Source organism: Thalassobacillus cyri (assembly GCF_900107755.1).
Classification (GTDB): domain Bacteria; phylum Bacillota; class Bacilli; order Bacillales; family Halobacillaceae; genus Thalassobacillus; species Thalassobacillus cyri.
Window position 1 is genome coordinate 167358 of record NZ_FNQR01000006.1, and the last position, 25558, is coordinate 192915.

Here is a 25558-nt window from a genome sequence, read left to right on the forward strand (position 1 = left end):
CTTGATTAAACTTAATTGGAATGAAAGTACAAAGAACGTCACGGCGAGGCTTGTTAGGCTTGTCGGGGGTGAACAAGGCGCTTTTGCTTTTGTTCTTTTACCAACAGGTAACAGTTCCCTGTTGTTCGTAACGGAACCCACGTTCGTGTATAATAGGCTTATAGTCAGAACAGGAAGATTGGTATTCAAGCATGAAAGTGAGGATATTCTATGAAACTATTACATACCGCAGACTGGCATCTTGGTAAAATCGTCAACAGTGTACATATGACGGAGGACCAGCGCTATGTTTTGCAGGAATTTTTGAAGATAGTAGATGACGAGCAGCCGGATGCAATTATAATCGCTGGTGATTTATATGATCGTTCGATACCTCCAAGAGAAGCGGTTGAATTGTTAAATGACGTCCTGACGGAATTAGTCATCGATAAAAAAATTCCGGTAATAGCGATTTCGGGAAATCATGATAGTCCGGATAGACTGGAGTTCGGCAGCCAGTTATTCCGGTCCCAGCAATTATATTTAGATACTAAATTAAAAGGTGAATTTAAACCTGTCACGCTAAAGGACGACCATGGCCCTGTCCATTTTCATCTCGTTCCTTATTTGGAACCGGCGGAAGTAAGACAGTTTTTTGACGATAATAGTGTGCAATCTCATCATCAGGCTGCAGAACGGATGATTGACCATATTAAATCCAACCATGATATGTCAGAACGCCATGTGTGGGTCGGTCATTCCTTTTTAGCCGGAGGAATGGAAACGGAATCGGAGGAAAGGTTATCGATGATAGGTGGAAGTCCCTATGTCGATGCGGAACTGTTCGAGGACTTCTCTTACGTGGCATTAGGGCACTTACACCAGCCACAACGGGTAAGGTCTGAACATATTCGTTACAGTGGGTCCATCTTAAAGTATTCTTTTTCTGAAGCGAATCACCGAAAGGGTGTCACGATTGTAGAGCTGACCGGTGAAGATACAACAATCAGACAAGTACCCCTTAAGCCACGACGTGACCTTGAAGTCGTAGAAGGCTACCTGGATGACTTTTTGAATCAGGACTTGCCGGATCATCCAGAGAATTATCTTCATGTAAAATTGCTGGATGACGGTCAGTTAGTGGATCCGATGGGGAAATTACGCAGGAAGTATCCAAATATTTTGCGACTCGAGCGGAATATGCTCTCCTCACAAAAAAAGCTGCAGGACCTGACAAAAATCAAAGAACGTCAGGAAATGTCCCATACGGATTTATTTGCTTCCTTTTATGAAGAAATGAAAGGGGATGCTATCCCTGAAAAGCGGAGCAGGCACATTGAACAAGTCATCAGTAAATTAATGACTGAAGAGCGGGTGAAATGACATGAAAGCTATTACGTTAACAGTTACCGCATTCGGACCTTATCGTGGACGACAACTTATCGATTTCAGCAGACTCGGCGAAGAATCGATATTTTTAGTGACTGGTCCGACGGGGGCGGGAAAAACGACGATATTTGATGCCATGTGCTTCGCATTGTACGGAAAAGCAAGCGGCAGCGATCGGGATCAGGATACCTTACGCAGTCACTTTGCTGAGCCGGATGAACAGACAAGTGTTGAATTTGTGTTTGAGTTGAGAGGGAAAACCTATCGTGTTATCCGAACACCGAAACAGCCGAAGAGAAAAGCGAGAGGTGAGGGATTCACCGAGGATCCTGCGAAAGCAGAATTGTATCTGCTTGATGGAGATAAAGAAATATTAGTAGCCTCTCATATTAAAGAAGTGAATGAAACCCTGGAAGAGATGATCAGCCTCGATTATGAGCAATTTCGTAAGATGATCATGATTCCACAAGGAGAATTCCGGAAACTTATTTCAGAGAACAGTAAAGAACGGGAAGAGATCCTCCAACGCATTTTCCATACCCATTTTTATGAAAGAGTCACCGAGGAGCTTAAACAGCACTCCAGGCAATTAAAAGAAGAAATCAGTCAGTATCAATGGAAGATCAAACAGGAGACAAATAAAGTAGCCTGGGAGGAAGAAGAAGTCGTTGATACGTTAGAAGATCCGAAAGAGATTTTGACATTGCTGGAACAAAAGGAAAAACAGGGACAAAATTCCCTCCAGCATGTGGAGGAGCAATTGACGAAACAAAACGTCAAGTTAAAAAAAACGCAGGAGTCATTTTACCAGGCAAAGCAGCTGCAGGAAGATTTTTCGAGGTTGAAAAAATACCAGGAAGAAAAACAGGCGTTAATGCAGCAACAGCCGGAAATGGAAATAGTGAAAGACAAACTTTCCCAAGCCGAACATGCGATGGAAGTGGTACCGGTCGAGGAGCAATGGAAGAGCCGTCAGCAGGATTATGAGCGGTTGAAAGCTCAGTTAGAACAAAAGCAGACTTTTCTTACTGAAAGTCGCGAACAGTTCGCAAAGCTCCAAAAAACATATGGACTAGAATCAGAAAAAGAGCCAGAGCGAGAGCGGTTAAAGGAAGATATCAAACGGAAAAAAGAGGAACTGGAAAAGCTTAACAAACTGAAAGTCCTTCACGAAGAGAAAGAAAAGACTAGAAAGCTGCTGGAAGTAAAATCTCAAGCTATTCAAAAGCTGAAGCAGGCAGTCGAAGCGAACAAACGGGAAAGGGTAGGGCTTCAGGGTCTGCTTAAGCAGGAAAGTGAATGGAATAAAGCGTATTATCAGTGGAAGCAGGATTTTCAAGAACAAAAGACCATTCAAAATAGAATCGAAAAATTGGTCAAAGTCAATGATGACATCCTGAACATGCGAAATAGATACCGGGATTTCAAGCGCCAATACGATAAAAAGGTATCGGAAGCCGAGCATATTAAGACCGAGCTGGATGAAAAGCAAAACGAATTGAATCAGCAGCACGCTTTTTTGTTAGCGCGTTCCCTGGAAACGGGAGAACCTTGCCCAGTGTGCGGTTCTGAACATCATCCATCGCCTGCTGGAGCCTCCAGCCAGGGAAATTCATCGTTCGAGGTAGTCGAGCAGTTACAAGAAAAGTACCGACAGGCTGAAGAAACTGTTAAGAAAGAACAAGAGCAATATATACAACTGGAAGCCGAAGGAAAGTCTCAAAAACAGCTGCTCGTAGCGGTTCACGAAGAAGTGGCGGAGCATGTTCCGGACCTCCAACCCGAAACCATTAAAAGAGTACAGCAAAAACAAGCAGAAACGATTGATATGTATCAACAGAAAATAGCAGAGATAGAGGCCAAACTGAAAGAAATAGGTACTGCACACGATAAAGCGAAGCAATTGGATCATCAGCTGGAAGCCTATCAAAGCGAACTGGAAGCCGAGCAGGAACAATACAATCAGCTTGAGAACAGTATGGTAAAAACAGAAACATGGATCGAACAGTTGAGTGAAGGAATGGACACCACCCTGGACAGTTTAGGTCAAATGAAAGAAAGTATTGCCCGCATGGAACGTAATTATCAACAAGCTGTAGCAGACTGGGAAAAGGTTAAAAAACAGTTTGAAGAGACGAAAGAACAATTGCAAAAACTGGAAGTAGAAGTTTCTGAACTTACCAATTATACAGAAGAAAGTCGGCATACGGTCGCAAAATGGCAGGAGAAATTAGAGGAACAGCTAAGCAGGCACGACTTTGCCAGTTTAGAAGCCTACCAGGCGGTTAAGCTTCCTAAGTCAGACTGGGAAGAGTTAAAACATAAACTGGAACAGTACAAGCAGAAGCGGGTCACGATTGAAGAGCAGATAGCGGAACTGGAAGTACACTTGAAAGACAAGAAAGAACCTGAAATAGAAACATTACAAGCAAAGCTGGATCAGGAAGAGAAAGTGAAAGAAGCACTTGCTTCGCGTAAAAACGAAGCCGGGCTGCATCTTAAATTGATTCAGGACGTTCAAACAGCGGTAGAGTCCTTATATAAGGAGCAGGAACAATTGCTGAACGATTATTACGACATTGGTGAACTTGCGGATTTAGCAAGAGGAGAAAACCATTTACGTTTATCCTTTGAACGGTACGTTCTTTCTGCATTCTTAGATGAGATTCTTATGCAGGCAAATATCCGTTTCGATCAAATGACGGATCATCGTTACCAACTGATCAGAAGTGACCAGGTCGCAAAACGTGGAGCCCAGAGTGGGCTTGATTTGGAAGTTATGGATCATCACACAGGACTGCAGCGTTCTGTCCGTACACTTTCTGGTGGTGAGGGATTCAAAGCAGCACTGAGCCTTGCCTTAGGGATGGCTGATGTCGTTCAGGCCCATGCAGGCGGTGTCCAACTGGATACACTGTTTATCGATGAAGGCTTCGGCACGCTTGATGATTTATCATTAGAGCAAGCAATCGGATGCTTGAAAGATTTACAGGACGGCAACCGCATGCTTGGAATCATTTCCCATGTTCCACAATTAAAAGAGGAAATTAAAGCGAAGCTCCATATTTCACCAAGTCCAGAAGGCTCAACGGTACAGTTTGTATTCCATTAATTACTTTTTAAAACTATGTTTCTCTCATGTTATATTATTAATTGCACATGTTAGAAGCAGAGAGGACGTTCCACATGAAAGTTATTAATGCACCAACGACAGCTCAGGTGGAAGAGTTACATGGGCTATGGGGCCAGTTTCAAGAAGAAATATTACCATGTTATCTTTCTACCTCCTATTTAAAACAGTTAGGAAACACCGATATTTTTCACTTGCCAGACCTGGATGTAAAGGATCAGGTAGACATCATTGAAATGACGATAGCGCTGCAGACGATTATCCATCTGGTAGATGATTCCTCAAACAAGCAAGCAAAATCTGGCTATCTGTTTGAATCTAATAAAAAGATACTCACCAAACACGGAGTTTCCTTTCCTTTTGAAGCACGGTTATTCGAACTTCCTGAAAAAAATTATCGCCGCTACCACTAAGATGCTTGTAATTCTCTTTGTAATTAAATAGGATAAAAGTAAATGAGAGCGGAGGTATAGCCATGTCTACACCCTTTTCAATGGAATGGAAAATGATTACGGAAGGCCAGGAAAAACGAATCAATGCAGAAGATAATATATTTGAGATCACTTTCGATGGTTATAAAATATTTCCGATTGAGGAAATGATCGAAATTAAGCGTCATCCCGATGCAGATTTGATCGGAAGCGGAAAAGTTGTCGAATTGGTTTTCAAAAACCAGCAGACTACTTGCAAATATCAACTAATTTCGCTATATAGCGTCAATTAACGGCTCATTAGTTTGCGAAAGGCGTCTGTTTTTGCGCTTGCCCGGGAAATACTGTGCTGAATTATTTCCCCTTTGTCTCAACAAGTTTCAAAGAATTGCCACATTCCCCACGTTTTTTACAATGATATTCATCTTATACTTAAAGTAGCTACATGAATATTTTCAATAGGGGGAAGATAACATGCTCAGCAGTGTTTTGTTTGGTTTAATTCTAAGTGGTTTTGTAGGTTTGATCATTACAGCAGATTTAGTATCAGAATAAAAGTTTTTTAAGCGGAAAAGCCTATCAATTCTCCAGGTTACATTTACCTGGAGAATTTTTTTGTTAACTTGATAGGTTTTGTTATTATTTTTGTAGAGTTGCAAAGGAAGGGTGAGGATATGAAGATATTACATAACGATTGGGCTTCAATGCTTGAGCAGGAGTTTGAAAAACCATACTATCAGGAGCTTCGGAAATTTCTGAAAAAGGAATATCACCATCATACCGTTTATCCGGATATGCATGACATTTATCAAGCCCTGCACACGACACCTTATCAAGATACAAAAGTAGTCATTTTAGGACAAGATCCTTATCACGGTCCAGATCAAGCGCATGGTTTCAGCTTTTCCGTAAAGCCGGGGATTGATATCCCGCCGTCTTTAAAAAACATCTATAAAGAGCTGGAAGCGGATGTAGGGTTCGAAATTCCGAATCATGGATACTTAAAACCGTGGGCCGAGCAAGGAGTCTTATTATTAAATAATGTACTGACTGTCAGGGCTCATCAGGCACATTCCCATCAGGGAGCAGGCTGGGAAACATTCACCGATGAAGTAATTGAGGCATTGAATGAAAGAGAAAAGCCAGTAGTATTCATGCTATGGGGGAAACATGCGCAGAAAAAGGCTTCGTTTGTCGATCGCGGCCGCCACTTTGTCATTCAATCTCCACATCCCAGTCCATTATCGGCCTATCGAGGATTTTTTGGCAGTCGTCCATTTTCCAAAGCTAATCGTTTCCTGGAGGAAATAGGGGAGCAGCCAATCGATTGGCAGTTACCGCTTCAAGTAACAAAGGCTTAAGCCCATGCAAACTTAGTCGGTTCACATATACTATCCCATGACCAGAGAATGAGTACGGAGGGATAGTTATGTTTCCACCTGCAAGACCTCCGATGGGAGGAAGACCACCAGGGTTTGGCGGGCAATCGCCTTTCCAGATCGGTTCGTATGGCAATCAATTCGGAGTTGGCAATCAGTTCGGGGGGGTGCCGCAAAAGCAAGGGTTCTTATCCAAGCTTTTAGCTAAAAGAGGAGCAGGTGCTACAGCGCGTGGAGTGGGTGGTGCCGTCCAGGGGGGCGGTACTGATTTTGCTTCCATGTTGGGTAACGCACAGCAAGTACTGAAAATGGCCCAGAGTGCTGCACCTATGATCCAGCAATATGGACCGATGATGAAAAACATACCGACATTGATTAATCTATGGAAAATCATGCGGGAGCCTGATGAAGATACAGAAACACAGACAGAAAGTAATTCGGGATCTCCGGAACGAATGGAATCAAGAGTGAGCAGCAATCGGGAAAGCAATAGGAGACGCGATGAATCTCCCGGTGGGATACGTTCTAATGTAGCTTCCCGTGCCAATCAAGGCACATCACAGCCCAAATTATATATTTGAGCTGTGCATGTGACTTGATTTTTTTTCTTAAAACGGAAAGAATGAGGGAAATACGTGTTATGAACACACTTTCTTTCGGGAGGTTTTAAAATATGTCTGAACAGATTTTTAAAAAAGCGACCTTTGCTGGCGGATGTTTCTGGTGCATGGTCGAACCGTTTGATGAACGACCGGGTATAGAGAAGGTGGTTTCCGGATATACCGGCGGCCATACGGAGAACCCTTCTTATGAAGATGTTTTTACGAAAGATACCGGGCACGTGGAAGCCGTAGAAATCACGTATAATCCTGAAATTTTTTCTTACGAGCGATTGGTCGAAATATTTTGGCAGCAAATTGACCCTACAGATCCAGGCGGACAGTTCCACGACCGCGGGGAACATTATACAACTGCCATATTTTACCATGATGAAGAACAAAAGCAAATAGCTGAAAACAGTAAGCGAAATCTTGAGGGAAGTGGCAAATTCAAAAATCCGATTGTAACCAAAATACTGCCAGCTAAACCGTTCTACCCTGCTGAAGAAGCCCATCAGGACTACTACAAAAAACAATCTTTTCATTATAACCTGTATAAAAAAGGCTCAGGCCGAGCTGATTTCATCAAAGAAAACTGGGGTTATAAAAAGGACAAGGATGAACTGAAGCATCAGCTTACAGATATGCAGTATTTTGTCACCCAGGAAAATGGTACAGAACCGCCTTTCCAGAATGAATACAACGATCACGAAGAAGAGGGCATTTATGTAGATATCGTATCCGGGGAACCCTTATTTAGTTCTACGGATAAATACGATGCCGGCTGCGGATGGCCAAGCTTCACCAAACCGATTGAAAAACAACAAGTTGCCGAAAATACCGATAATTCCCACGGGATGATCCGGACAGAGGTGCGTAGTAATGAAGGAGATTCCCATCTCGGGCATGTTTTTGAAGATGGTCCAAGAGATAAAGGCGGCCTGCGGTACTGCATCAATTCGGCAGCACTCAAATTCGTTCCTAAGGAGAAGATGGAAGAAGAAGGTTATGGATATCTCCGTTATTTGTTTGATTGATGGATGCTTTTGAAAGGATCTGTTAATTGGGCAGATGCAAATAACATAAAGAAAATTACTTTTAAATGTCCTAGAAACAAACGAGAAAGCAATAACTCTTTATAAAAGTTATGTTTTAAGATTGAAGGGGTATTACAGAAAGGCAAGTTATTGTTTCGAAGTGCCAACAGGTGAAGCGCTCAAAGCCCGTCTGTCTGCCATACTTGAAGTGATTTACCTAATGTTCAATGAAGGTTATTCAGCAACATCAGTTAATGACTGGCTCCGCCCTTTACTATGGCAGGAGGCAATGAGACTGGGACGTATACTTACCGAGTTGTTCCTCATGAATCGGAAGTTCACGGACTAGTTTCCCTTATGGAGATTCAAGCTTCGCGGCTTAGAGCTCGGGTTAATCCCAAAGGAAAACCGGTTCGTCTTTTGGAACAAAACCGGGCGCAGTGGGATCAATTGTTGATTCGCCGGGGCTTAGGAGCATTGAAATGCAGCCAGAAGCTTGGAAGTACACTCGGTCCGAACGCGTTGCAGGCTACGACTTCTGCTTGTCATGCAGAAGCTCCTACGGCAGATGAGACTGAATGGGTTAGTATCGCTGCCCTTTACGAAGCATTGGCCAGGGTAACTCCATCGCCGATCGTAGAATTATTAAATAGGGCGGTTGCCATATCAATGGCATTTGGAACCTCTTTCGGGCTGCAGATTGTTGACGAGCTGAATGCCGAATCATCCTTAAAGGGATACCATCTACTGCCTAGCGTTCGTGGCGATCTTCTGATCAAGCTGGGGCGATTCGATGAAGCCCGTACAGAATTTGAACAAGCGGCGTCGATGACCCGGAATGACCGTGAGAAGGAGCTTTTATTGAACCGGGCAAATGATTGTGAGTCCTAAAGCATTTTATTAACTTTCTTCGCCTTGTCAATTACAGCGTTCCTCGTTTGTTGCTTCAAAAGTCATCTTCCATTAAGTAGGAATTAAAGGGCTACTGGCATATAACCAGCAGCCCTATTCTCCATCGCACACTCAATGACCATTATTGGCAGCGTATGGGTTTGAAAGCATTTAATTAACGTTGGAATTTTTTGAAACCGCCATATACGGAACCGTACGTAAGGTGGTGTGAGAGGACGGAGGTTAGTCACCTCCTACTACTCGATTTCCCCGCGGAAAGGGAATCGTTTCCTAGCCCCACTTTTTCGGTTTCAACAATAAGTGAAAAAGGCTGCCCCAATTAGTCTATTACAGACTATGGGACAGCCCCTTTTTGTTTAATAAGGTCTTTCAGCTGTAAAAGTAAATGGAACATCTGCACCGGAATACAGGCCGACATACACATATTTTGTTCCGCCTGGAAGGACACCTGCTTCATTGGCACCAGCAGTGGCCACTCCGCCGATTTGTTCAAAGTTTTTATCGTAGAAGTAAACGTCATAGTCGTAATTCACACTACCCTCTGTACCTTTAAGTGTGAAGTTATGAATTCCATCTCCATAAGGCTGTGGAAGTGTGATGACATAACCATCGGATCCTTGGGAAGCAGGTTCTGGGTTTTGCGTGGTTACAAACTCGTTTTCAGTGACAGCTAGCGATGCTTGAGCACCTGCTAAGTTTCCTATGCCTGTACCTGCGTTCCCTGCTTGAACTGTACCTTGAGATACAAATGGCTCCTCAGGAGTCAGTTCAATCGGCTCAACCGATGATTTCTTAGAGAAGGCTTGAACCTCAGCAATTTGCACATACCCTTTACTATTATCTTGTGTATCATGAGCAATGAGTTTCAAATACTTCGCTTTGACCGGGGTGTCTAAATCAAATTCTTTGTAATGTAAGTCAGCAATGGTTGGTCTTGGTTTTTGAGCTGTAAACTTATTTCTTACAACCGTGGTCCAGTTCTTCCCGTCCATGGAAGTTTGCACGCTGAAGTTTTTCACCGTTGCAAAACGGGATTTAGAAATATCTTTCAGGGCACTGATCTGGATATGGGAAATATTAACTGCTTCATCTTTAGCCAGATTAACCACAAATTCCGAGCCTTTGAAGCCATTCTCTTGTGTATTCGAAGCATAAACACTAGCTTCTGTATCATCAATAGCAAATTTCACAGGGTTACTGTCAGCTTCACCAGAGACTTTATCAATGGTAGCACCATTAAAGGATGAAGCGACGTTTGGTGACAGTTCAAAAGAGAGCTTTTTCGTTTTACCTGGCTTGATTTCTACGTCGCGAATAGTACGTGAACCATACCCTCTGGCTTGAATTGTAATATCATAGGTTCCTTCTACTACGTAATCTGCAAAGCTTCCTTCCTCGCCAGTAATCGATAGTGGACTTGTTCTAGCTTCGAACTCCCCAATCATAATGCGGGCATCTTTAACTGGTTCATTGGTAGCAGAGTTAATCACTTTTCCAAGAATTTGGCCATTGTTTGCACCGTCTGGGTGGTTGAAAGCTGGAGTTGGGTCTGTGTCATCTCCACCTTCTGAATAAGCATCCGCTCCAAGACCACGTTGGGCAAAAGCTTTCCAAAGAGCATTGTAATGCTTACCATCATAACGCTCAAAGTCTGCGGCGATAATCGCTGTACGCATATCTTCCATGGATGGATTCGGGACAGAGATCGGCATAGCATCAATAACGAGATGCTCTGCTATTGATTCCCCTTCTGCTTTTCCATACTCTGCTATCAAATTTTCACGCATGTGCCAAAGAATCGCTGCCCAAATATCTCCATCCGAATGCACTTCTGGTCCACCTACATCATAGCCAATGTCCCCGTAGGTGTAAGGGGCTTCATCAAGAGAATAGCTCCGGATTCCTGCTTCTTCATTTCCTGTCACATAGGCACCAACAACTGGTTTGTCTTGCAAACCATTTTTGATTAAATAATGCATCCCATACCAGTCGCCCCAGCCCTCACCCATAGATCCTGATTGATGACTGCCAAGGGCTTCTCCGCCAGATACTAAACGTGTTGATAAAGCGTGGGAATATTCGTGATAGATGATTCCTGCATCAAAGTCTCCGTCAGCATAATTCCCTTCGAATGCTCCAGGGATCGGCTCCCATAGGAACATACCGCTCCAAGAAGGAAGGCCGTCTGGTAAGGTCAACATATACGCATTGTCACGACCTGTGTAAGTCGGCGCACCACCAGAAACGGCCCCAGCTTGCACAAGACCAAGAATAGCATCTCCGCCAAGCCCCCCTTTACCGAAGTTATTATATTGCAGGTTCCCTGCAGCTTCAGTCCACCCTAAATTATAATAGTAATCATGAAAGAGGTTGTGATGATAGAATAAGTTTGTCGAAGCACTATTCAAATCGTCTACATAAGATGGGGGAGTCGTTTGACCTTCTGTTTCCTGCCAAGAATTCTTAAATGTAAAGCTGAATTCGCCAAGGGGCGCTACAGGACGGGCTGCCTGATCTGCAGGTGCGAGGAAATTACTCCAGTTTGCATAGGAATTAGCATTATTCCCAAGCGTAGTCACTCCAAGCGGTGTGCCCGGCGTCAGCCAGCCTTCTGGTGAAGCATTCAGATCCCCTTTAAATGATTTGACCGTTTGCTTTCCGCCTTTAGGAGCACCTGGATAGTTTTCAAAAATTAATCCTTCTGGATCAGCTAATTCGTTCACTAGATTCCGCTTGTACAACTGTTCTCCATTAGCTGCATCGATGACAATTTCATACCCTTTGTTCAACTCTTCAATGTATAAGACGCGATACGCAGGCCGCACCCCTTGTTTAGTAACGAAAGTCGCTTTTTTCACTCGTTGGTTTGCAGGTAAAACATCTGCGCCATCAAAAACTTCCCATCCATTTTCCATTCCCGATGATTCTGGAGTATAGGAAAGGGAATGGTTTTCTAAGTCGATGACCTTATTCAATGCTTTTGCGGAACTCAATTGAAACTGATCTGCTAACTCTTGGGCCTTGCTCATGTTTCCTGTTACAGAAAGGATTTTTCCTTCTTTATTTACCGCAACTACCACACGTCCACCGTACACTGACTCAATTCCATCAAAGGTTTGCTGGAAAGTGACAGGATGTAAACCTGTTCCTTTCATAGCATAATCACGAATTACGTTCAAATCATCAATATTTTCTGGACTTAGACCGAAAAGTGCGGCATTTTCCTTTAGCCATGAACGAGCAATTGTTTCTGCGTTCTCGTTGGAAGCCCCTGTAAGGTAGCCTTGATCTTTAATAATATATGATGGGGTGCCGAACAGGGAATCCCATTTAATTTTAACCCCTGAACCTGCTTGTTCAATAAGCTTATCGGCTGCTTTTAACTGAGTGTTTGCAGGCATAACTTTGGAAGTCAAATTTCGTACATCCATATTAATTTGCGATTGTTCTTTTCCATCCTCTTCAAATATAGGTCCCGTAAATTGAGCATGAGTCCCTCCTATTGGATTGAGGAGTTGACTCGCTAAAATGCCAGCCCCTAAAACTGACAATAATTTGTGCTTTTTCATATTTGGCTTAGCCTCCCTTTAGTTTAGCGATAGGACAAGATTCTTTATAGGTTTTCAAATTCCTATCAATGGAAGGGTATTTACTGACAAACGCCTATACGGTTTATTTCTAAGTCCTATCCCCTATACAACGAAAGACGTATAACTTGGTAGTTCCAATGGCCGTTCTTCGCATTGTAGAAAAAGCACTTCAGGACTGACGAAAAATGAATGCGGTGGAGAGAAAGCGGAGCTCAACGTCGTGTGGGTGAGAAGTAGAATTAAAGGTTCTTTCTGATTTTAAGGGGGTTCGATATGTGTTTTGCAGGAGAATAGGGTTCAGTAAATAAACAATCATACAAAACAACCGTAAACGTTTATGTTTACGGTTGTTTTGTATGCCATAACCATATAACTATGAAAGCAGGATAACACGTGGAAATTCTTCTATCTTGATGGAAGAAGAAATGAACACCAGCTTAAGTGGAAGAACATGATGATCTTTATACGGTGAGGTATTGGCTACAACTATACTTGATCGACTGATTCACCATTCCACAACTTTTAACATCAAAGGGAATGCATACCGATTACGAGAAAAGAAAAAAGCTGGCATACAGCCAGCTAGTATTCGCTAATACCAGGGAATTTGATTCCGTTGAAATCAGGGAATTTCAAACCGTTGTTGACACTATCGTCTGCTTCGACTCCTGGTTCCTGTCGTTTGGTTCGTGCTTTCATTGATCCAGCTGGTTTTTCTTTCTGGACCTGAATCTTCATTTTGTGGCATATCAACATTTTCTAGTGGGTCTCTATTATGGCTTGTATCATTATTTACTATATTGTTAGGATACATAGATTTATTTTCTGTTTTGTTGGTCAGGAAGGTACGATAGACTTTTTCTTCATTCTTCTCATTTGCTTCTACTAATACAATGGTTTTTCCATCTTTTAAATATTGTTCATACTGTTTTGCTTCTGTTTCCGGCATACCGGCTCCTACCAGTGCGCCGACGATTCCTCCGCCGCCGGCACCGATGCCAGCGCCAGATAGTGCTGCTGCAATTGGGCCAGCCGCTGCAATTTGACCGATCCCTGGAATAGCCAACAGACCAAGCCCTGTTATTAAACCGGCGATACCGCCCAGGACACCACCGGAAGCAGCTCCGATTCCGGCGCCTTTACCAGCATTTTTGCCCCGGCCGCCTTTATTTGATGTAACGGTGGTATCTGTTTCATCTTCTAGCACATTCACCTTATTTTTATCTTGGGCAAAGACAGAAATGTCATTACCTCCATAGCCGTGCTTTTGTAAATCCCTGATTGCTCGTTCTGCGTCTCCAACGTGAGAGAATACGCCTCCAATGAGCTTTTTATCCATAATTAGCATCATCCTCCTTTGAAATTGTACACATTACCCCATACCCCGTTAACAGAAAATGTATGCATTGCCTTCCTTGCTGAAACCATCCATAACCGTTTCAAATACATTTTTAATAAATCTGTACGCTATTCTATAGACTATCCTTAATGTGTGTTTCATCTAAAATAGGAAGGTTGTTGTGAATTATTTTGAGTTCACCATGTTAGAAAACACCTAGTAAGTGGTATGGGAGATAAGATAATAGAAATAAGCAAGAATGACTAAGGAGAGATACGCATGTGGGCGAGGCACCCTTTCTATAAATATAGCACCGCTATTATATTAATCTTGATCGTTATATTTTTGTTAAAGATCCTTCATTTTTTTGAGCCGGTTAAAGTTATAATCGGCAGCATCTTTTACCCGATATTGATAGCTGGCTTCCTTTACTACATTCTGAAACCATTTGTCCATTACCTCGCTAAAATCAAATATATTCCGAAAGGCTTAGCTATTTTGATGGTATACGCGGGGATTGCAGGTATTATTTATGCTGCTTCTTTATTGTTAGCTGATACGATACAGAAACAGGTTTCTAAGCTCACAAAAAATTTGCCCCAGGATTTGAAAAAAACAGCTGAAAAGACAGAACAAACGATTGCTCAAAATGATATGGGTATGATTTCAATCAGCAGCCTCAGACAGAAAGCGGCCAGCTTTTCAGGAGACATGGTTAAGCAGCTCGGAGACAATGTCACTGAAATTCTTGGCACGTTGACTGGTGCTGCCACTGTTCTTATCCTGGTGCCATTCGTTTTATTCTATTTCTTAAAAGACGATCATCGCTTTGTTCCCTTTATGTTAAGGTTCATTCCAGAAAAGCATGAGGGGGAAGGGAAGAAGATATTAAGGAATATTGACCAGACTTTAGCCGCTTATATCATAGGTCAGATTACTGTGGCTGTGGTTGATGGGATATTGATGTATATAGGTTATTTGATTATTGGACTTGATTATGCTCTGGTATTGGGTATATTTGTAATTCTGACTGCTGTTGTTCCATTTTTCGGTCCGATGATTGGAGTTCTGCCAGCAATCGTGGTTGCCTTGACACAGGAGCCGATGATGGTAGTTTATGTATTGATTACATTGGGCGTAGTTCAACAGTTGGAAGGGAATCTGGTGGCCCCGGTGGTGCTCGGTAACCGCTTATCTGTCCATCCCCTGACCATCATTCTACTTTTATTAGTGGCATTTGCATTGTATGGATTCATTGGTATGCTGATTGCCATTCCAGTTTATTCCGTTTTAAAGATTACTTTAAAGAACTTATATGATTTCTACCGGCTGCGTAACAGCAACATGTAATTTGTTTTTTTCATTAGTATTTGTTTAAAGGAAGTAATAAAAAATTTGGTGAGAAGGGGTCTTTCCACTATAAAAGATCCCTTTTCTGATTTCTTCAGGAAGGAGATGAATGATATGATAAAATAATCCGGAAGGGGATTTTATCATGAATAAATTTCGATTTATAAAACTATCCATATCCTATATGATTGCAGTTATCGGCGGGGCTGCATTCCATCTTTTGCATTTTCCTCTTCCGTGGATCCTCGGTCCGGTTACCTTTTTACTTCTCTATAAAATAACCACCCAACAGCCTACTGATGCCTCGTTAAAATTAAGGAATATCAGTTTTGGATTTTTAGGAATTCAAATTGGCGGTACATTTACTGCGAATACGTTTATAAATGTAACTCCTTATTTACTTCCGTATACAATTTTTACACTCATTTTGATTGCGATCAGTCTTTTGAATGCCTATTTTCTATCAAAGGTGATAGAAGTAGATGCCAAAACAAGTATGCTGGGCAGTGTGCCAGGCGGTCTGTCTGCGATGCTTGCTTTAAGTGAATCTCTTAAAGGGAATACGGTCCTTGTCACCATCATCCAAACCATTCGTTTGGTCACGATATTATTTGTCATCCCGTTTGCGGCCACTCATTTTTTTGTAAGGGAGGCCGGGCAAGGTGTGCCTGTTTCTACTACTGCTCCACCCGGCGAGTGGTATACCCTGGTTATCTACATTGCTGCGTTCGTTTTTGGTTCTTTATTACAAAAGCGAGTGCCCGCGTCTTTGGTTATCATTCCCATGCTGATGACAGGAATCAGCCGGGCATTTGGTATCCCCTTATTAGAATTACCGGCCATGTTGTTTATTTTAGCTCAGCTCAGCTTAGGGGTATACTTAGGTAATTCCGTGTCTATCACAGATCTTGTTAAAGCTGGCCGGTATTGTTTGTATTATTTTATTCTGGCTTTATTACTGATTGGGATGTCTTTCGGATTCGGAGTTTTACTTAGTGAGTGGACAAGCATGTCATTGCCGACTGCTATTCTCAGCATCGCCCCTGGGGGACTCATTGAAATGGCTTTAACGGCTGATGAAGCGGGAGGAGATCCTTCCATCGTAAGTTCGTTGCAGATGATTCGTTTGCTGATGATTGTCTTGATTCTTCCTTTTGTATTGCAGTGTGTGTTACCTAAACTGGATAAGGAAAAGTTGGAGGCTGAGAGGTCTTAGTTGACGTTATCTTGAATGTGAGATATCATCGTCTTGATACTGAGATAAATGTATATCAAATTACAAATATAGTTAGCTTAAAGAGGAGGTAACCCGAATGAAGATGAAACATATATTCCGGGAAGGAAAAACGGAAAGTAAAAATGTATTGTTGCTGCTCCATGGTACGGGAGGAAACGAGCAAGATCTTTTGCCGATTGCGAATATGATCGACCCTGAAGCTTCGGTTCTTTCTGTCCGTGGAAATGTATCCGAAAATGGAATGCCGCGTTTTTTCAAGCGATTACGTGAAGGAGTTTTTGACGAAGGAGATTTGATTCACCGAACTAAAGAGTTGGATGAGTTTTTAGACGAAGCGGCTGAAGCTTATGGATTCAAGCGGGAAAATGTGATTGCCGCCGGCTACTCCAATGGAGCGAATATCGCTGGCAGCTTATTGTTCCACATCAAGAACAGTTTGAAAGGAGCGTTGCTCTTTCATGCGATGGTTCCAAGGAGAAATGTAGAGCTTCCAGATTTGACAGATAAGCAGCTGTTCATTGGAGCTGGGGAGAACGATCCAATTTGTCCACCTGAAGAAACGACGGAACTGAAAAAGATGTTCGAAAATGCCGGAGCTACGGTGGAAGTCTTTTGGGAGAAATATGGACACCAACTTACCGAAGCAGAAGTCAAGGAAGCAAGAAAATGGTATGATAAGACTCAGAAATGAAGTTAGGAGACTGTCTCAATTGGATGAGACAGTCTCTTTTTACTCTTTTTACGGAGAAAGGTGGCTGATATCATGCAAACAGCATTTGTTCCATTTGAACAAGATAAATTATTTGAAGCGGTTTTCCTCGAACGGCCTAATCGTTTTATTTTGCATTGTCGGTTAAAAGAAAATGATCATACCATTCGGGTACACCTTCCTGATCCAGGCAGGTTAACTGGGTTATTACGGCAGGGAGCAGCCGTTATTGTGAGATATCATGAGGATCCGAACAGGAAAACAGCCTGGTCCGCGGTAATGGTTGAAGATAACTATACACATACCCTGGTTTCTCTAAACACACAGCTTGCCAACCAATTAGTCGAAAAAACGTTACTCAATGAAATGATTCCTTCATTGAAAAACTATAAGCTACTAAAAAGAGAATATTCAATGGGACCTTCACGCTTCGATTTCCTCCTTGATAACGGAAACAGGAAGTTGATATTGGAGGTTAAAAGTGTCACCATGAGAGAAAATAATATTGGAAAGTTTCCGGATGCTGTTACCAAGCGGGGCAAAAAACATGTGGAGGAACTGACGCAGATGCAGCAGGAAGGAAAAGTGGACACAGCTATATTATTTGTCGCTCAGCGGAATGACATAGTTGCAATTACAACGGCCGATGAAATTGACCCGGCCTTCAGTGCAGCTTTGAAACAAGCGGCAGTTCATGGAGTGACCGTCCTTGGCAGCAAATGCTCTGTCGACTGGTCAGGGATCAAATATGAAAACGAAATTCCTTTTCACTATGCAACGAATAATAGTTGAGCGTGGCGGCCTAAAACGATATCATAGAAAAATAAACTGGAAAAAGGATGGGGTAACATGATCCATAAAAACTGGGAATCAAGCAAAACGATTAAGCAAATTGAATGTGTGCACAATGATGCTGAAAAGTTCGTGGTAGATAAAGTACTCACACCAGGTAAAGTCTACGATGTAAAAAATGAAACAGAGGAATTTTATTTCATTCTTGATAATTCCGGAAGAATCGGTGGCTTCTACAAAGATTATTTTAAGGAAATCAGCTAAGTAATTTTTATAAGACTGCTGTAACATGATGTAGTTGTTAAGACACTCCTGTCCTGACCGCCGCGGCGATTGAGGAATATAATGAGCGAGTGGCTGTACTGCTCTTTTTATATCAACGACAACTAAGCTGAATGATACCTATAAAAAAGCTAGGCAGCACCTGCTGTCTAGCTTTTTGGTTTGATATTTTTCCAGACATTAATCGTGAATAATACCACACTGATCATCACCAGGCTTGCCCCTATAGCAGTACCTGCTCCTAAAGCTTCATTCTGTGTGACAATCAGGAGTGCGAGTGATCCCATCATGATCGGCAAGCCGATATTATGAAGCCAGAAGTGCCATTTACCTAGCCTGGAAGACTCAGCTGAAGGAAATAAATAATATACAATACCAGCTAATGTCAATGCTGTCCAACCAAGTAAATTGATATGGACATGAACAGGCGCAAGCGCATAATCATGGGAAATCGACATACCATAACCAAGTGCTGCCCCCAGCAAAAAATATAAAGTCGAAAGCTTAATTAATTTCACACCCATTTGTATCCCTCCTTTACACCTATATGTATGAGTCTATGGTTGCGTTTAGTAGCATTTCTAACTTAAGCGGGAAATGTTTTATAGGCTGTGGTTATGGGTAATTTTAACGGGATAGCAAAAAGGGAGGATGAGAAGATGATCGTTGATAATATTCAATTTTATCGTCCGTATAGTAATGACGAAGCTATTTATCATATGGAAATTGAGGACGGAACAATTACTTCCATAACACCCGGTCGTTATCAGGGAAATGAAGAGGATGTTCATGATGGCAAAGGTGGTATAGTAGCGGCCGGCTTTAATGACAGCCACATGCATTTACTTCGCTATGGTCTTCTGAAAAAAGAACTGGACTTGACCGAAGTCGCCAGCTGGCAGGAAATGAAAGAGGCTGTACAGAACCACTATAAAGAAATGGAAGAATATGATTGGATATTTGGGAAAGGGTTTGATGATGGATCGTTCGAAGATATTGACAAGCTGCTGACAGCAGATGATTTGGAAGAGATTTTTCCTGATAAATACATGTATTTCATGCATCAGGATGGTCATGAATGCGTCATCAGCCGGAAAGCATTAGAACTATTGAAAGAAGAAGAAGGTTTTAAGAAAGAACCTGATATGTTCAAGGAAACCGATGAACATGGTAACTGGAATGGCCGTTTCAAGGATACGGCTGTCCACTATATCAAACGCCACTTCTGGGGGCGTTCTGTCGAGGATGCCAAGCAAGCATTGAAGAAAGCCTTCCCGCACATATCAAAATATGGAATCACCTCTTTGCACACCGATGACTTGAATTTCATCGGTTCTTACGAAAAGTTGTGGCAAGCCTACACGGAACTGGAATCAGAAGAGAAATTACCTATTGATGTCCACTTGCATCATTATATCTTCGATAAAAACGATCTGGATGATTTCATAAAAGAGAATACAAGGCGTACCGGAGATGGGACAAAACAAGTGAAAGTAGGAGCGATCAAGATCTTTTTAGATGGCACGCAACGCCTGCATACTTCTGCTATGCGGAATCCCTACCCTGACAAACCGGATACAGATGGAGTGTTGATTTATAGCCAGGAACAATTGAATAGCATGATCAAGACTGCAGCTGAAAATAATATGCAGGTCGCCATGCATGCCATCGGTGACCGTGCTGTAGAACAAGCAGTCTCCGCTTTAGAAATGCCCGAAGCAAAAACGAAAGTGCTGCGCCATCGCATTATTCATGCCCAATGTAAAGCACCTGATTTGATCGAACGTATGAAAAAGATTAAGCCTTATATTGAAACACAGCCTTCTTTTCTAATGGAAGAGTGGATGGATAAGGACAAATGGACGCCGGAAGATTTACTCCCTTACTGTGATGCCTTCAATAGCCTGATTAAAAGTCACATCCCAATTACATTAAGCTCCGATTTACCGATTGGGACCATAAATCCCTTAGAAAGTATTTATGCTGCAGGGACACGTACCGATTTAGATGGCAATCCTGAGGGAGGCTGGATGCCTCAGGAAAAATTAAGCCTATCCGACAGCTTTCATAGTTTTACCGTTACTCCGGCAGAACTTGAATACCAGGAACACGCCAAGGGAAAAATAAAAGAAGGATTCCAGGCGGATTTTGTCCTGCTAAATAAGAATCCGTTAAAAGTGGGAGATAGCGAAATTAAAAATATAGAGGTTGAGGAAACGTGGTATCGTGGAAGGTGTGTCTTTCAAAAACAAGAAGGATAGCAAGCCGCCTTGTCAATATAGTCTCTATCCTCCATAATAAAGATAACCTGTAAAATGAGGAGATGGTCAGAGGTGAAAAAGTTATTTCTTATCAGGCATAGTGCCACGGAAGGACAACATCATGATTCTCCCTTAACGAAGTCAGGAATCAGGCAGTCACAAATGCTTGCTAATTTCCTAGAGAAAGCCGAGATCCAGCGAGTGATCTCCAGTCCATACTTTCGAGCGGTAGAAACCATCAGGCCCTTTGCTGCCAATAAAGGACTGACCATTGAAATTGATGACCGTCTCCAGGAACGAATTTTAAGTAAAGAACCGTTAGATGATTTCATGGATTATTTAGAAAAGACTTTTAAAGATCTTGATTTTAAAATGCCCGGCGGTGAGTCTTCGAATGAAGCAAAAACAAGGGTCCAGCAATTGCTTCAGGAAATTGAGCAAGATGAAGAACATGATGCCGTAGCTTTGGTCACGCATGGGAATCTATTGGCACTTCTGTTACAGACTTTTGATGTGGAAATTGGGTTCGAACATTGGAAGGCCATCAGTAACCCTGATGTTTTCCTTGTTCAAAAGCAAGGTGGGGACTATACAGTAGAACGGATATGGGAAGACTACCTCCCTCATCCTCAAAGTACAGAATAGCGATTTTTCTCATAAATAAGCAGGAATTAAATGAGATCGTATCAAATAGATATTATATGGAGTGATGTTCATCACACCTGTAAATAAAATAGAACTTACCAATATAAAAGGAGGGGATTCACTTGGCATTTGTCATTACTTCACCATGTAAGGATGAAAAAGCGGCTGAATGCGTAGATGTATGTCCAGTCGATTGCATAGACGAAGGAGAAGATATGTTTTATATCGATCCAGGTATCTGTATCGATTGTGGAGCTTGCGAGGCGGTCTGCCCGGTTGAAGCGATCTACATGGAAGATGAAGTACCAGAAGAAGAAAAAGAATATATCGAAATCAATCGTAAATTCTTCGAAGAGTAATGGATTCATAACACATTATAAAAAAGCTGCGTTAGGACAACGCAGCTTTTTTATTTTTGTTCTGTTTTAAGTCTTTAAAAAGCTCTCTCTATTAAACGTTATTGTTGATTTTTTATATGAAGCTTATTCAACAATAGAAGCAGTTATATGAAAGGTTTGAATTCGAGATAAAGATAAATGAAGATTGAATTAACCGAGGTATTTTGAAATGATTAGTGTGGAAATAAATTGAAAATACAGGAGGATTTTATGAAAGAAAGGATTAATTTTTCGTCCTTACTTGAAAAAGAGTAAGATTTACAGGGCGTTGCCACGTTATATTGTAGTACCTTTATAGGGAAAAGCTTTTCAAGTGAAGAGCTAGAATCCGTAGTCGAAAATATACATAAGCATACTACATAGGATTTATAGGTTTAAAAGCAACCGATCAAAAGGGAGGGTTAGTAGGTTTTTCTTATGGTTATAGAAGTTTACCTGGCTTATTTTATCGAGAAAAATTAGAAAAACAAATGACACAAGAACAAGCTGACCATTGGTTAAAGGATTGTTTTGAATTTGTAGAGTTAGCTGTTGATCCATCACATAAAAGGCTGGGAGTCGGAAGTGCATTGCACGATAAGACACTTGATGAAGTTCTAAATACTACTTCTGTCTTAACTACTTCAATAGCTAATAATCCAGCTATAACTCTATATAAAAGCAAGGGTTGGAAACCCATTAAAGAAGTTGCCCCGGTTATTTCATCAGAAAATCTTCAAGTTATTCTGGGTAAAGAATTATTAACAAATTTTCGCTTTACTAAATGATTTAATTTTTACTATAACTGAAAGGATGTATTTAATTTGGAAATTATCACAGGTAATAAAAGCTTTGATCTAGATGAATTTCTGAAAAAACCACTATTTGCTCACCTTTCTACATTATCTAAGGAAGGACCGAGAGAGTCACCTGTTTGGTTTTATTGGGAAGATGAACACATTTATATCATTGGAACGCCTTCTTCGGACAGTTTTCCAGGGAGAATCGAAGAAAACCCAGCGTGTGCTATCGGTATTGTAGATCTTGATCATACAACAGGAAAAGTATTGCATGCTGGATTCAGAGGTCATGCTACAGTTGAGCCTTTTGATAAAAAGATTGCAACTCAATTACTTGAGCGTTATCTAGGGACAGATGAAGAAAGTTGGGATCCAAGGTTCCAAGGGCTAGGTAATAGCAATGTTTTAATAAAATTTGTACCAGAAACAGTAGTGGTGAGAGACCAATCTTTTATACCGAGTATATAAGTCTTTAAGTTCCTCCTAATCCAATTCATCTTGAATTCAAGCATTCAATAAAGGGGGCAATAGATACATAGTGGCTTTTGCTTATTGTGCTGACGGAGCAGGAATGTTTAAAATGTGGAAGAAATTTATTACAGAAATAATAGGGAGTTGTTGGGATGGAACAAACATTATTAGATGAATTTAAGGGGTTTTTAGTGGAGTATAGAGCATCTTGGAATAGTTCAAATGCAGAGTGGATGTCAGCACATCAATCAAAGGATTTAAAAGTTAGATGGGCTACCCCTGATGTAATTGTCTCAGATTGGGGTAATGAAGAGGCTAAACAAGGTTGGGTTCAAGCGTACAAGCAGTATCAAGGAAGAAACCCTAAATGGATATTTGAAGATGTCCTAATAGAAATTAATAAGCAAAAAGAAGGTGTAGCTATATTTTGGGTAAGTTTTAAAGTTGACGGAGAAATGACTGATGTAAAATTACTTTTTGTAGAGACTTTCCGTAAAGAAAATAATGAATGGAAGAAGATTAGAGAGTACGTTGAAAATAGCTTTACTAATTAGTCATTTTATTGTAGTCCCTAATTATAAAAAGAGTTTTATTAAGCTAACGGGTGTGTTAGTTGAAGATCTGCTTCAATATCTCGAAATCAAGTCTTCTGTTAAAGGGGGCTATTCTAGAAACTATTATTTACAGAAATTCAGAAAGGATTAACCATGACTACAGTAATAAGTTACTTAATATACATTGTCATATTAATTAGTGCTTCAGTAATCCTATTTTTAACGGTAACTTTAATATGGAATACCGGGGATCCAGGAATTATTTTTCTTTTATCCGTAATCTGTAGCCAATTGCTATTAAGCAATTTGGGGGAAATTGGTGAAACTGAAGACTAACCTACATAAGGAAAAATAAATTATCTTGATTTTAAGCTTTCAAGAAAAGGAGGGGCGATTGTTCCATAAGGACAACCGCTCTTCAACTACGCAGCAGTTTACGCTAAGAAACAAATTTTGATAAGGTTTGTTTATTAAATATACGAACTTGGAGGGATTTAATGGAGGGCATTGGCTTAACTATTATAATTTATCTAATCGGTCTATTTATTCTTTATATAATTATTGAAACGGCAGTCAGAAGGGGGATTAACAGTTCTATAATCGGTTTATATCTTGAAAATAAATATGGGATTCAAGATACTAGAGAAAAGAAAAATTCCTTCCTTGATGATGATTTGAATAAAGATTAACAATAAACTTGTTCTATTAACGGGTACGTTAGGTAAAGATTCACTGAAAGATTTCTCGAGATCAAGTCTTCTGTTAAAGGGGGCTAATCTGGAGTAGTCTTTTGAGGTTTATAACTAAATTTCAACCGTTAATAAGATAGTATTTGGGCGATTATCCTATAATGAGTACTCGCCTTTTCACAAAGAAGTAAGCAGGCATTAACCTGCTTACTTCTGTTGAACATCCCAATGCATTTTTGAATGTGTATTCGAATTAAGTTTCTGTACAAGCATATGTGCGGTATAAAAATCGTTAAAAGTTTTCTTCACACGGCTGTTTGATTTCTTTAAGGTTTCCGTTGCACCATTATTTTTACGGACGATAATATACATTCGGTTACCCCTTTCTTCAATTCAGCCATCCTTTAATTACTTTTTACCACATAACTAGATAAAAAACTTAAATGTTCCAAGGATTTAACTGAATTGTCATTAACTTGAAAAGTATATTACCAGCCTTCACAATAACCCCTGCGAAGGCTTCTTTGAAACAGAGTATCGCTTTTTTGAAAATCACTTTACTGAGAACAGAGTGTTAAGATTGCAGTATTGCACTTAAAAGCGAAGAAATAAGTATCAACTTAGAACGGGAAGGTAAAAAATATTAGTTTTATCTAAATGAAAGTTTTTTGCTTATTCCATAAAAGGGGGCAAATCTTAAATAATGGTTTGCTCCCTTTTATTATTCACAGATCCTCGTTTCCTTGCTGTAAAAAAGAGGTGTTATACAGCATATAAAGAACTATTAATGTAGAGCAAAGTTCTTTAGGATTTGGTTTTTTACTTGTAATGGTATATATAATAATTATGGAAAAAGTTGGTATTAGCAATTAAGCATTCGTTATAAATAAAGTTATTTTAACTATTGTTTTTTCAATATTTACAATTTAGGTATACTTTTAAATGTTAAAAGCACGGGGGGAGAGCATTGAGAAAAGTTATTTTTATCGTAATGGTATTTATTCTTAGTTTAGTAGGATGCAGTGAAGAAACCGACTCAAAGGAGCTTGTAAAATACAATAAAGAAAGAGTTATTAACTCATTAAACGATGCGTCGTTTACTCCAGAAATTCCAACTAAACTTCCATTTGGTCCAACAGAGGTAAGGGTAAACGTAGAGGATATAGGAGGAATGGAGAATAGTTTTATTAAAGTTTCATTTATAAGTGAAAACCAAAAAGAGGTCACTTTTCACGCAACAAAAAGCCAAAATGCATTAGATTTTACAGATGAACATGTAAAGATACAGGAAGACCTAGAAGGAAAATACGGGGAAAAAGAAAAGGTTAAGATTTTAAAATGGAATAAAGATGATATTTATTATGAACTATTCGTGGATAGCGACTCTACATCCAAAGAAGAAGTACTTAATATAGCCGATAATTTTAATCAAGTAAATTAGGCTAACTTTATAAAACTAACGGAGCTACGTTTTTAAATCGATATCTCGGAATCAAGTCTTTCAGTTTAGGGGGCCTTTCAAGAGTAAGATGCGTCCGACTTTCATAATAAGGGCCGTTTAATTTAAAGGTAACTTGAAATACGTTTTCTAAAACTAGTAAACTAC

General features: G+C 40.7%; 23 protein-coding genes and 2 pseudogenes. 22 read left to right on the forward strand and 3 right to left on the reverse strand.

What is annotated here, in order from left to right:
• Positions 1 to 210: 210 nt before the first annotated feature.
• The 8 genes and pseudogenes from BLV00_RS09515 to BLV00_RS09550 all read left to right on the forward strand — a co-directional run.
• Positions 211 to 1362, forward strand: coding sequence for an exonuclease SbcCD subunit D (locus BLV00_RS09515; protein ID WP_093044741.1), 1152 nt, complete (start codon positions 211 to 213; stop codon positions 1360 to 1362).
• A gap of 1 nt (position 1363) precedes the next feature.
• Positions 1364 to 4480, forward strand: a complete 3117-nt coding sequence (locus BLV00_RS09520) for an AAA family ATPase (RefSeq protein WP_093044742.1) — start codon at positions 1364 to 1366, stop codon at positions 4478 to 4480.
• A gap of 74 nt (positions 4481 to 4554) precedes the next feature.
• A complete protein-coding gene (locus BLV00_RS09525) occupies positions 4555 to 4911 on the forward strand; it encodes a DUF5365 family protein (RefSeq protein WP_093044743.1) in 357 nt (118 codons plus the stop codon).
• A 62-nt stretch (positions 4912 to 4973) separates the two neighbouring features.
• Complete coding sequence (locus BLV00_RS09530; protein WP_093044744.1) at positions 4974 to 5222, forward strand: DUF2584 family protein; 249 nt, start codon at positions 4974 to 4976, stop codon at positions 5220 to 5222.
• A 381-nt stretch (positions 5223 to 5603) separates the two neighbouring features.
• Positions 5604 to 6290 (forward strand): uracil-DNA glycosylase, encoded by a 687-nt coding sequence (locus BLV00_RS09535; protein ID WP_093044745.1) that lies wholly within the window; start codon positions 5604 to 5606, stop codon positions 6288 to 6290.
• A 68-nt stretch (positions 6291 to 6358) separates the two neighbouring features.
• Positions 6359 to 6889, forward strand: a complete 531-nt coding sequence (vrrA, locus tag BLV00_RS09540) for a VrrA/YqfQ family protein (protein ID WP_093044746.1) — start codon at positions 6359 to 6361, stop codon at positions 6887 to 6889.
• A 92-nt stretch (positions 6890 to 6981) separates the two neighbouring features.
• Entirely contained in the window at positions 6982 to 7944 is a 963-nt protein-coding gene (gene msrB / locus BLV00_RS09545) for a peptide-methionine (R)-S-oxide reductase MsrB (RefSeq protein ID WP_093044747.1), read from the forward strand.
• A 151-nt stretch (positions 7945 to 8095) separates the two neighbouring features.
• Positions 8096 to 8835, forward strand: a pseudogene (locus BLV00_RS09550) (RNA polymerase sigma factor); the annotation flags it as partial.
• A 377-nt stretch (positions 8836 to 9212) separates the two neighbouring features.
• Here the strand turns inward: BLV00_RS09550 and BLV00_RS09555 are convergent.
• Entirely contained in the window at positions 9213 to 12425 is a 3213-nt protein-coding gene (locus BLV00_RS09555) for a M36 family metallopeptidase (protein ID WP_093044748.1), read from the reverse strand.
• Positions 12426 to 12907: 482 nt separating this feature from the next.
• Here BLV00_RS09555 and BLV00_RS21685 point away from each other — a divergent pair.
• Positions 12908 to 13042 (forward strand): annotated as a pseudogene (locus BLV00_RS21685) (ATP-binding protein); the annotation flags it as partial.
• A gap of 53 nt (positions 13043 to 13095) precedes the next feature.
• On the opposite strand, the gene BLV00_RS09560 reads toward BLV00_RS21685, so the two are convergent.
• On the reverse strand, positions 13096 to 13785 hold the full coding sequence (locus BLV00_RS09560; RefSeq protein WP_093044749.1) for a general stress protein: 690 nt from the start codon (positions 13783 to 13785) through the stop codon (positions 13096 to 13098).
• 279 nt (positions 13786 to 14064) lie between these two features.
• Between BLV00_RS09560 and BLV00_RS09565 the strand changes: the two genes are divergently transcribed.
• From BLV00_RS09565 to BLV00_RS09585, 5 genes are all read left to right on the forward strand, one after another.
• On the forward strand, positions 14065 to 15135 hold the full coding sequence (locus BLV00_RS09565) for an AI-2E family transporter (RefSeq protein ID WP_093044750.1): 1071 nt from the start codon (positions 14065 to 14067) through the stop codon (positions 15133 to 15135).
• 145 nt (positions 15136 to 15280) lie between these two features.
• Positions 15281 to 16351: an AbrB family transcriptional regulator gene (locus tag BLV00_RS09570; RefSeq protein ID WP_093044751.1), complete on the forward strand. Its 1071-nt coding sequence runs from the start codon at positions 15281 to 15283 to the stop codon at positions 16349 to 16351.
• A 103-nt stretch (positions 16352 to 16454) separates the two neighbouring features.
• The gene (locus tag BLV00_RS09575) at positions 16455 to 17063 is read left to right on the forward strand and encodes an alpha/beta hydrolase (protein WP_093044793.1); all 609 of its coding nucleotides are present in this window, start codon (positions 16455 to 16457) and stop codon (positions 17061 to 17063) included.
• Positions 17064 to 17135: 72 nt separating this feature from the next.
• The gene (gene sfsA, locus BLV00_RS09580; protein ID WP_093044752.1) at positions 17136 to 17873 is read left to right on the forward strand and encodes a DNA/RNA nuclease SfsA; all 738 of its coding nucleotides are present in this window, start codon (positions 17136 to 17138) and stop codon (positions 17871 to 17873) included.
• A 57-nt stretch (positions 17874 to 17930) separates the two neighbouring features.
• On the forward strand, positions 17931 to 18137 hold the full coding sequence (locus BLV00_RS09585) for a DUF6501 family protein (RefSeq protein WP_093044753.1): 207 nt from the start codon (positions 17931 to 17933) through the stop codon (positions 18135 to 18137).
• A gap of 167 nt (positions 18138 to 18304) precedes the next feature.
• Here the strand turns inward: BLV00_RS09585 and BLV00_RS09590 are convergent, their stop codons facing one another.
• The gene (locus BLV00_RS09590; RefSeq protein ID WP_093044754.1) at positions 18305 to 18679 is read right to left on the reverse strand and encodes a cbb3-type cytochrome c oxidase subunit I; all 375 of its coding nucleotides are present in this window, start codon (positions 18677 to 18679) and stop codon (positions 18305 to 18307) included.
• A 93-nt stretch (positions 18680 to 18772) separates the two neighbouring features.
• Between BLV00_RS09590 and BLV00_RS09595 the strand changes: the two genes are divergently transcribed.
• The 8 genes from BLV00_RS09595 (at position 18773) to BLV00_RS09630 (ending at position 25393) form a co-directional block, all read left to right on the forward strand.
• Positions 18773 to 20416 carry an amidohydrolase gene (locus BLV00_RS09595; protein WP_245728925.1) on the forward strand — a complete coding sequence of 548 codons (1644 nt, stop codon included), beginning with the start codon at positions 18773 to 18775 and terminating at the stop codon, positions 20414 to 20416.
• A 72-nt stretch (positions 20417 to 20488) separates the two neighbouring features.
• A complete protein-coding gene (locus BLV00_RS09600) occupies positions 20489 to 21061 on the forward strand; it encodes a histidine phosphatase family protein (protein ID WP_093044756.1) in 573 nt (190 codons plus the stop codon).
• A gap of 122 nt (positions 21062 to 21183) precedes the next feature.
• Positions 21184 to 21420, forward strand: coding sequence for a ferredoxin family protein (locus BLV00_RS09605; RefSeq protein ID WP_093044757.1), 237 nt, complete (start codon positions 21184 to 21186; stop codon positions 21418 to 21420).
• 509 nt (positions 21421 to 21929) lie between these two features.
• Positions 21930 to 22226 carry a GNAT family N-acetyltransferase gene (locus BLV00_RS09610; protein WP_093044758.1) on the forward strand — a complete coding sequence of 99 codons (297 nt, stop codon included), beginning with the start codon at positions 21930 to 21932 and terminating at the stop codon, positions 22224 to 22226.
• A 36-nt stretch (positions 22227 to 22262) separates the two neighbouring features.
• The gene (locus BLV00_RS09615; protein WP_093044759.1) at positions 22263 to 22706 is read left to right on the forward strand and encodes a pyridoxamine 5'-phosphate oxidase family protein; all 444 of its coding nucleotides are present in this window, start codon (positions 22263 to 22265) and stop codon (positions 22704 to 22706) included.
• A 155-nt stretch (positions 22707 to 22861) separates the two neighbouring features.
• A complete protein-coding gene (locus tag BLV00_RS09620) occupies positions 22862 to 23263 on the forward strand; it encodes a hypothetical protein (RefSeq protein WP_093044760.1) in 402 nt (133 codons plus the stop codon).
• A 497-nt stretch (positions 23264 to 23760) separates the two neighbouring features.
• Complete coding sequence (locus BLV00_RS09625; RefSeq protein ID WP_093044761.1) at positions 23761 to 23952, forward strand: hypothetical protein; 192 nt, start codon at positions 23761 to 23763, stop codon at positions 23950 to 23952.
• Positions 23953 to 24919: 967 nt separating this feature from the next.
• Positions 24920 to 25393: a DUF4367 domain-containing protein gene (locus tag BLV00_RS09630; RefSeq protein WP_093044762.1), complete on the forward strand. Its 474-nt coding sequence runs from the start codon at positions 24920 to 24922 to the stop codon at positions 25391 to 25393.
• Positions 25394 to 25558: the final 165 nt, after the last annotated feature.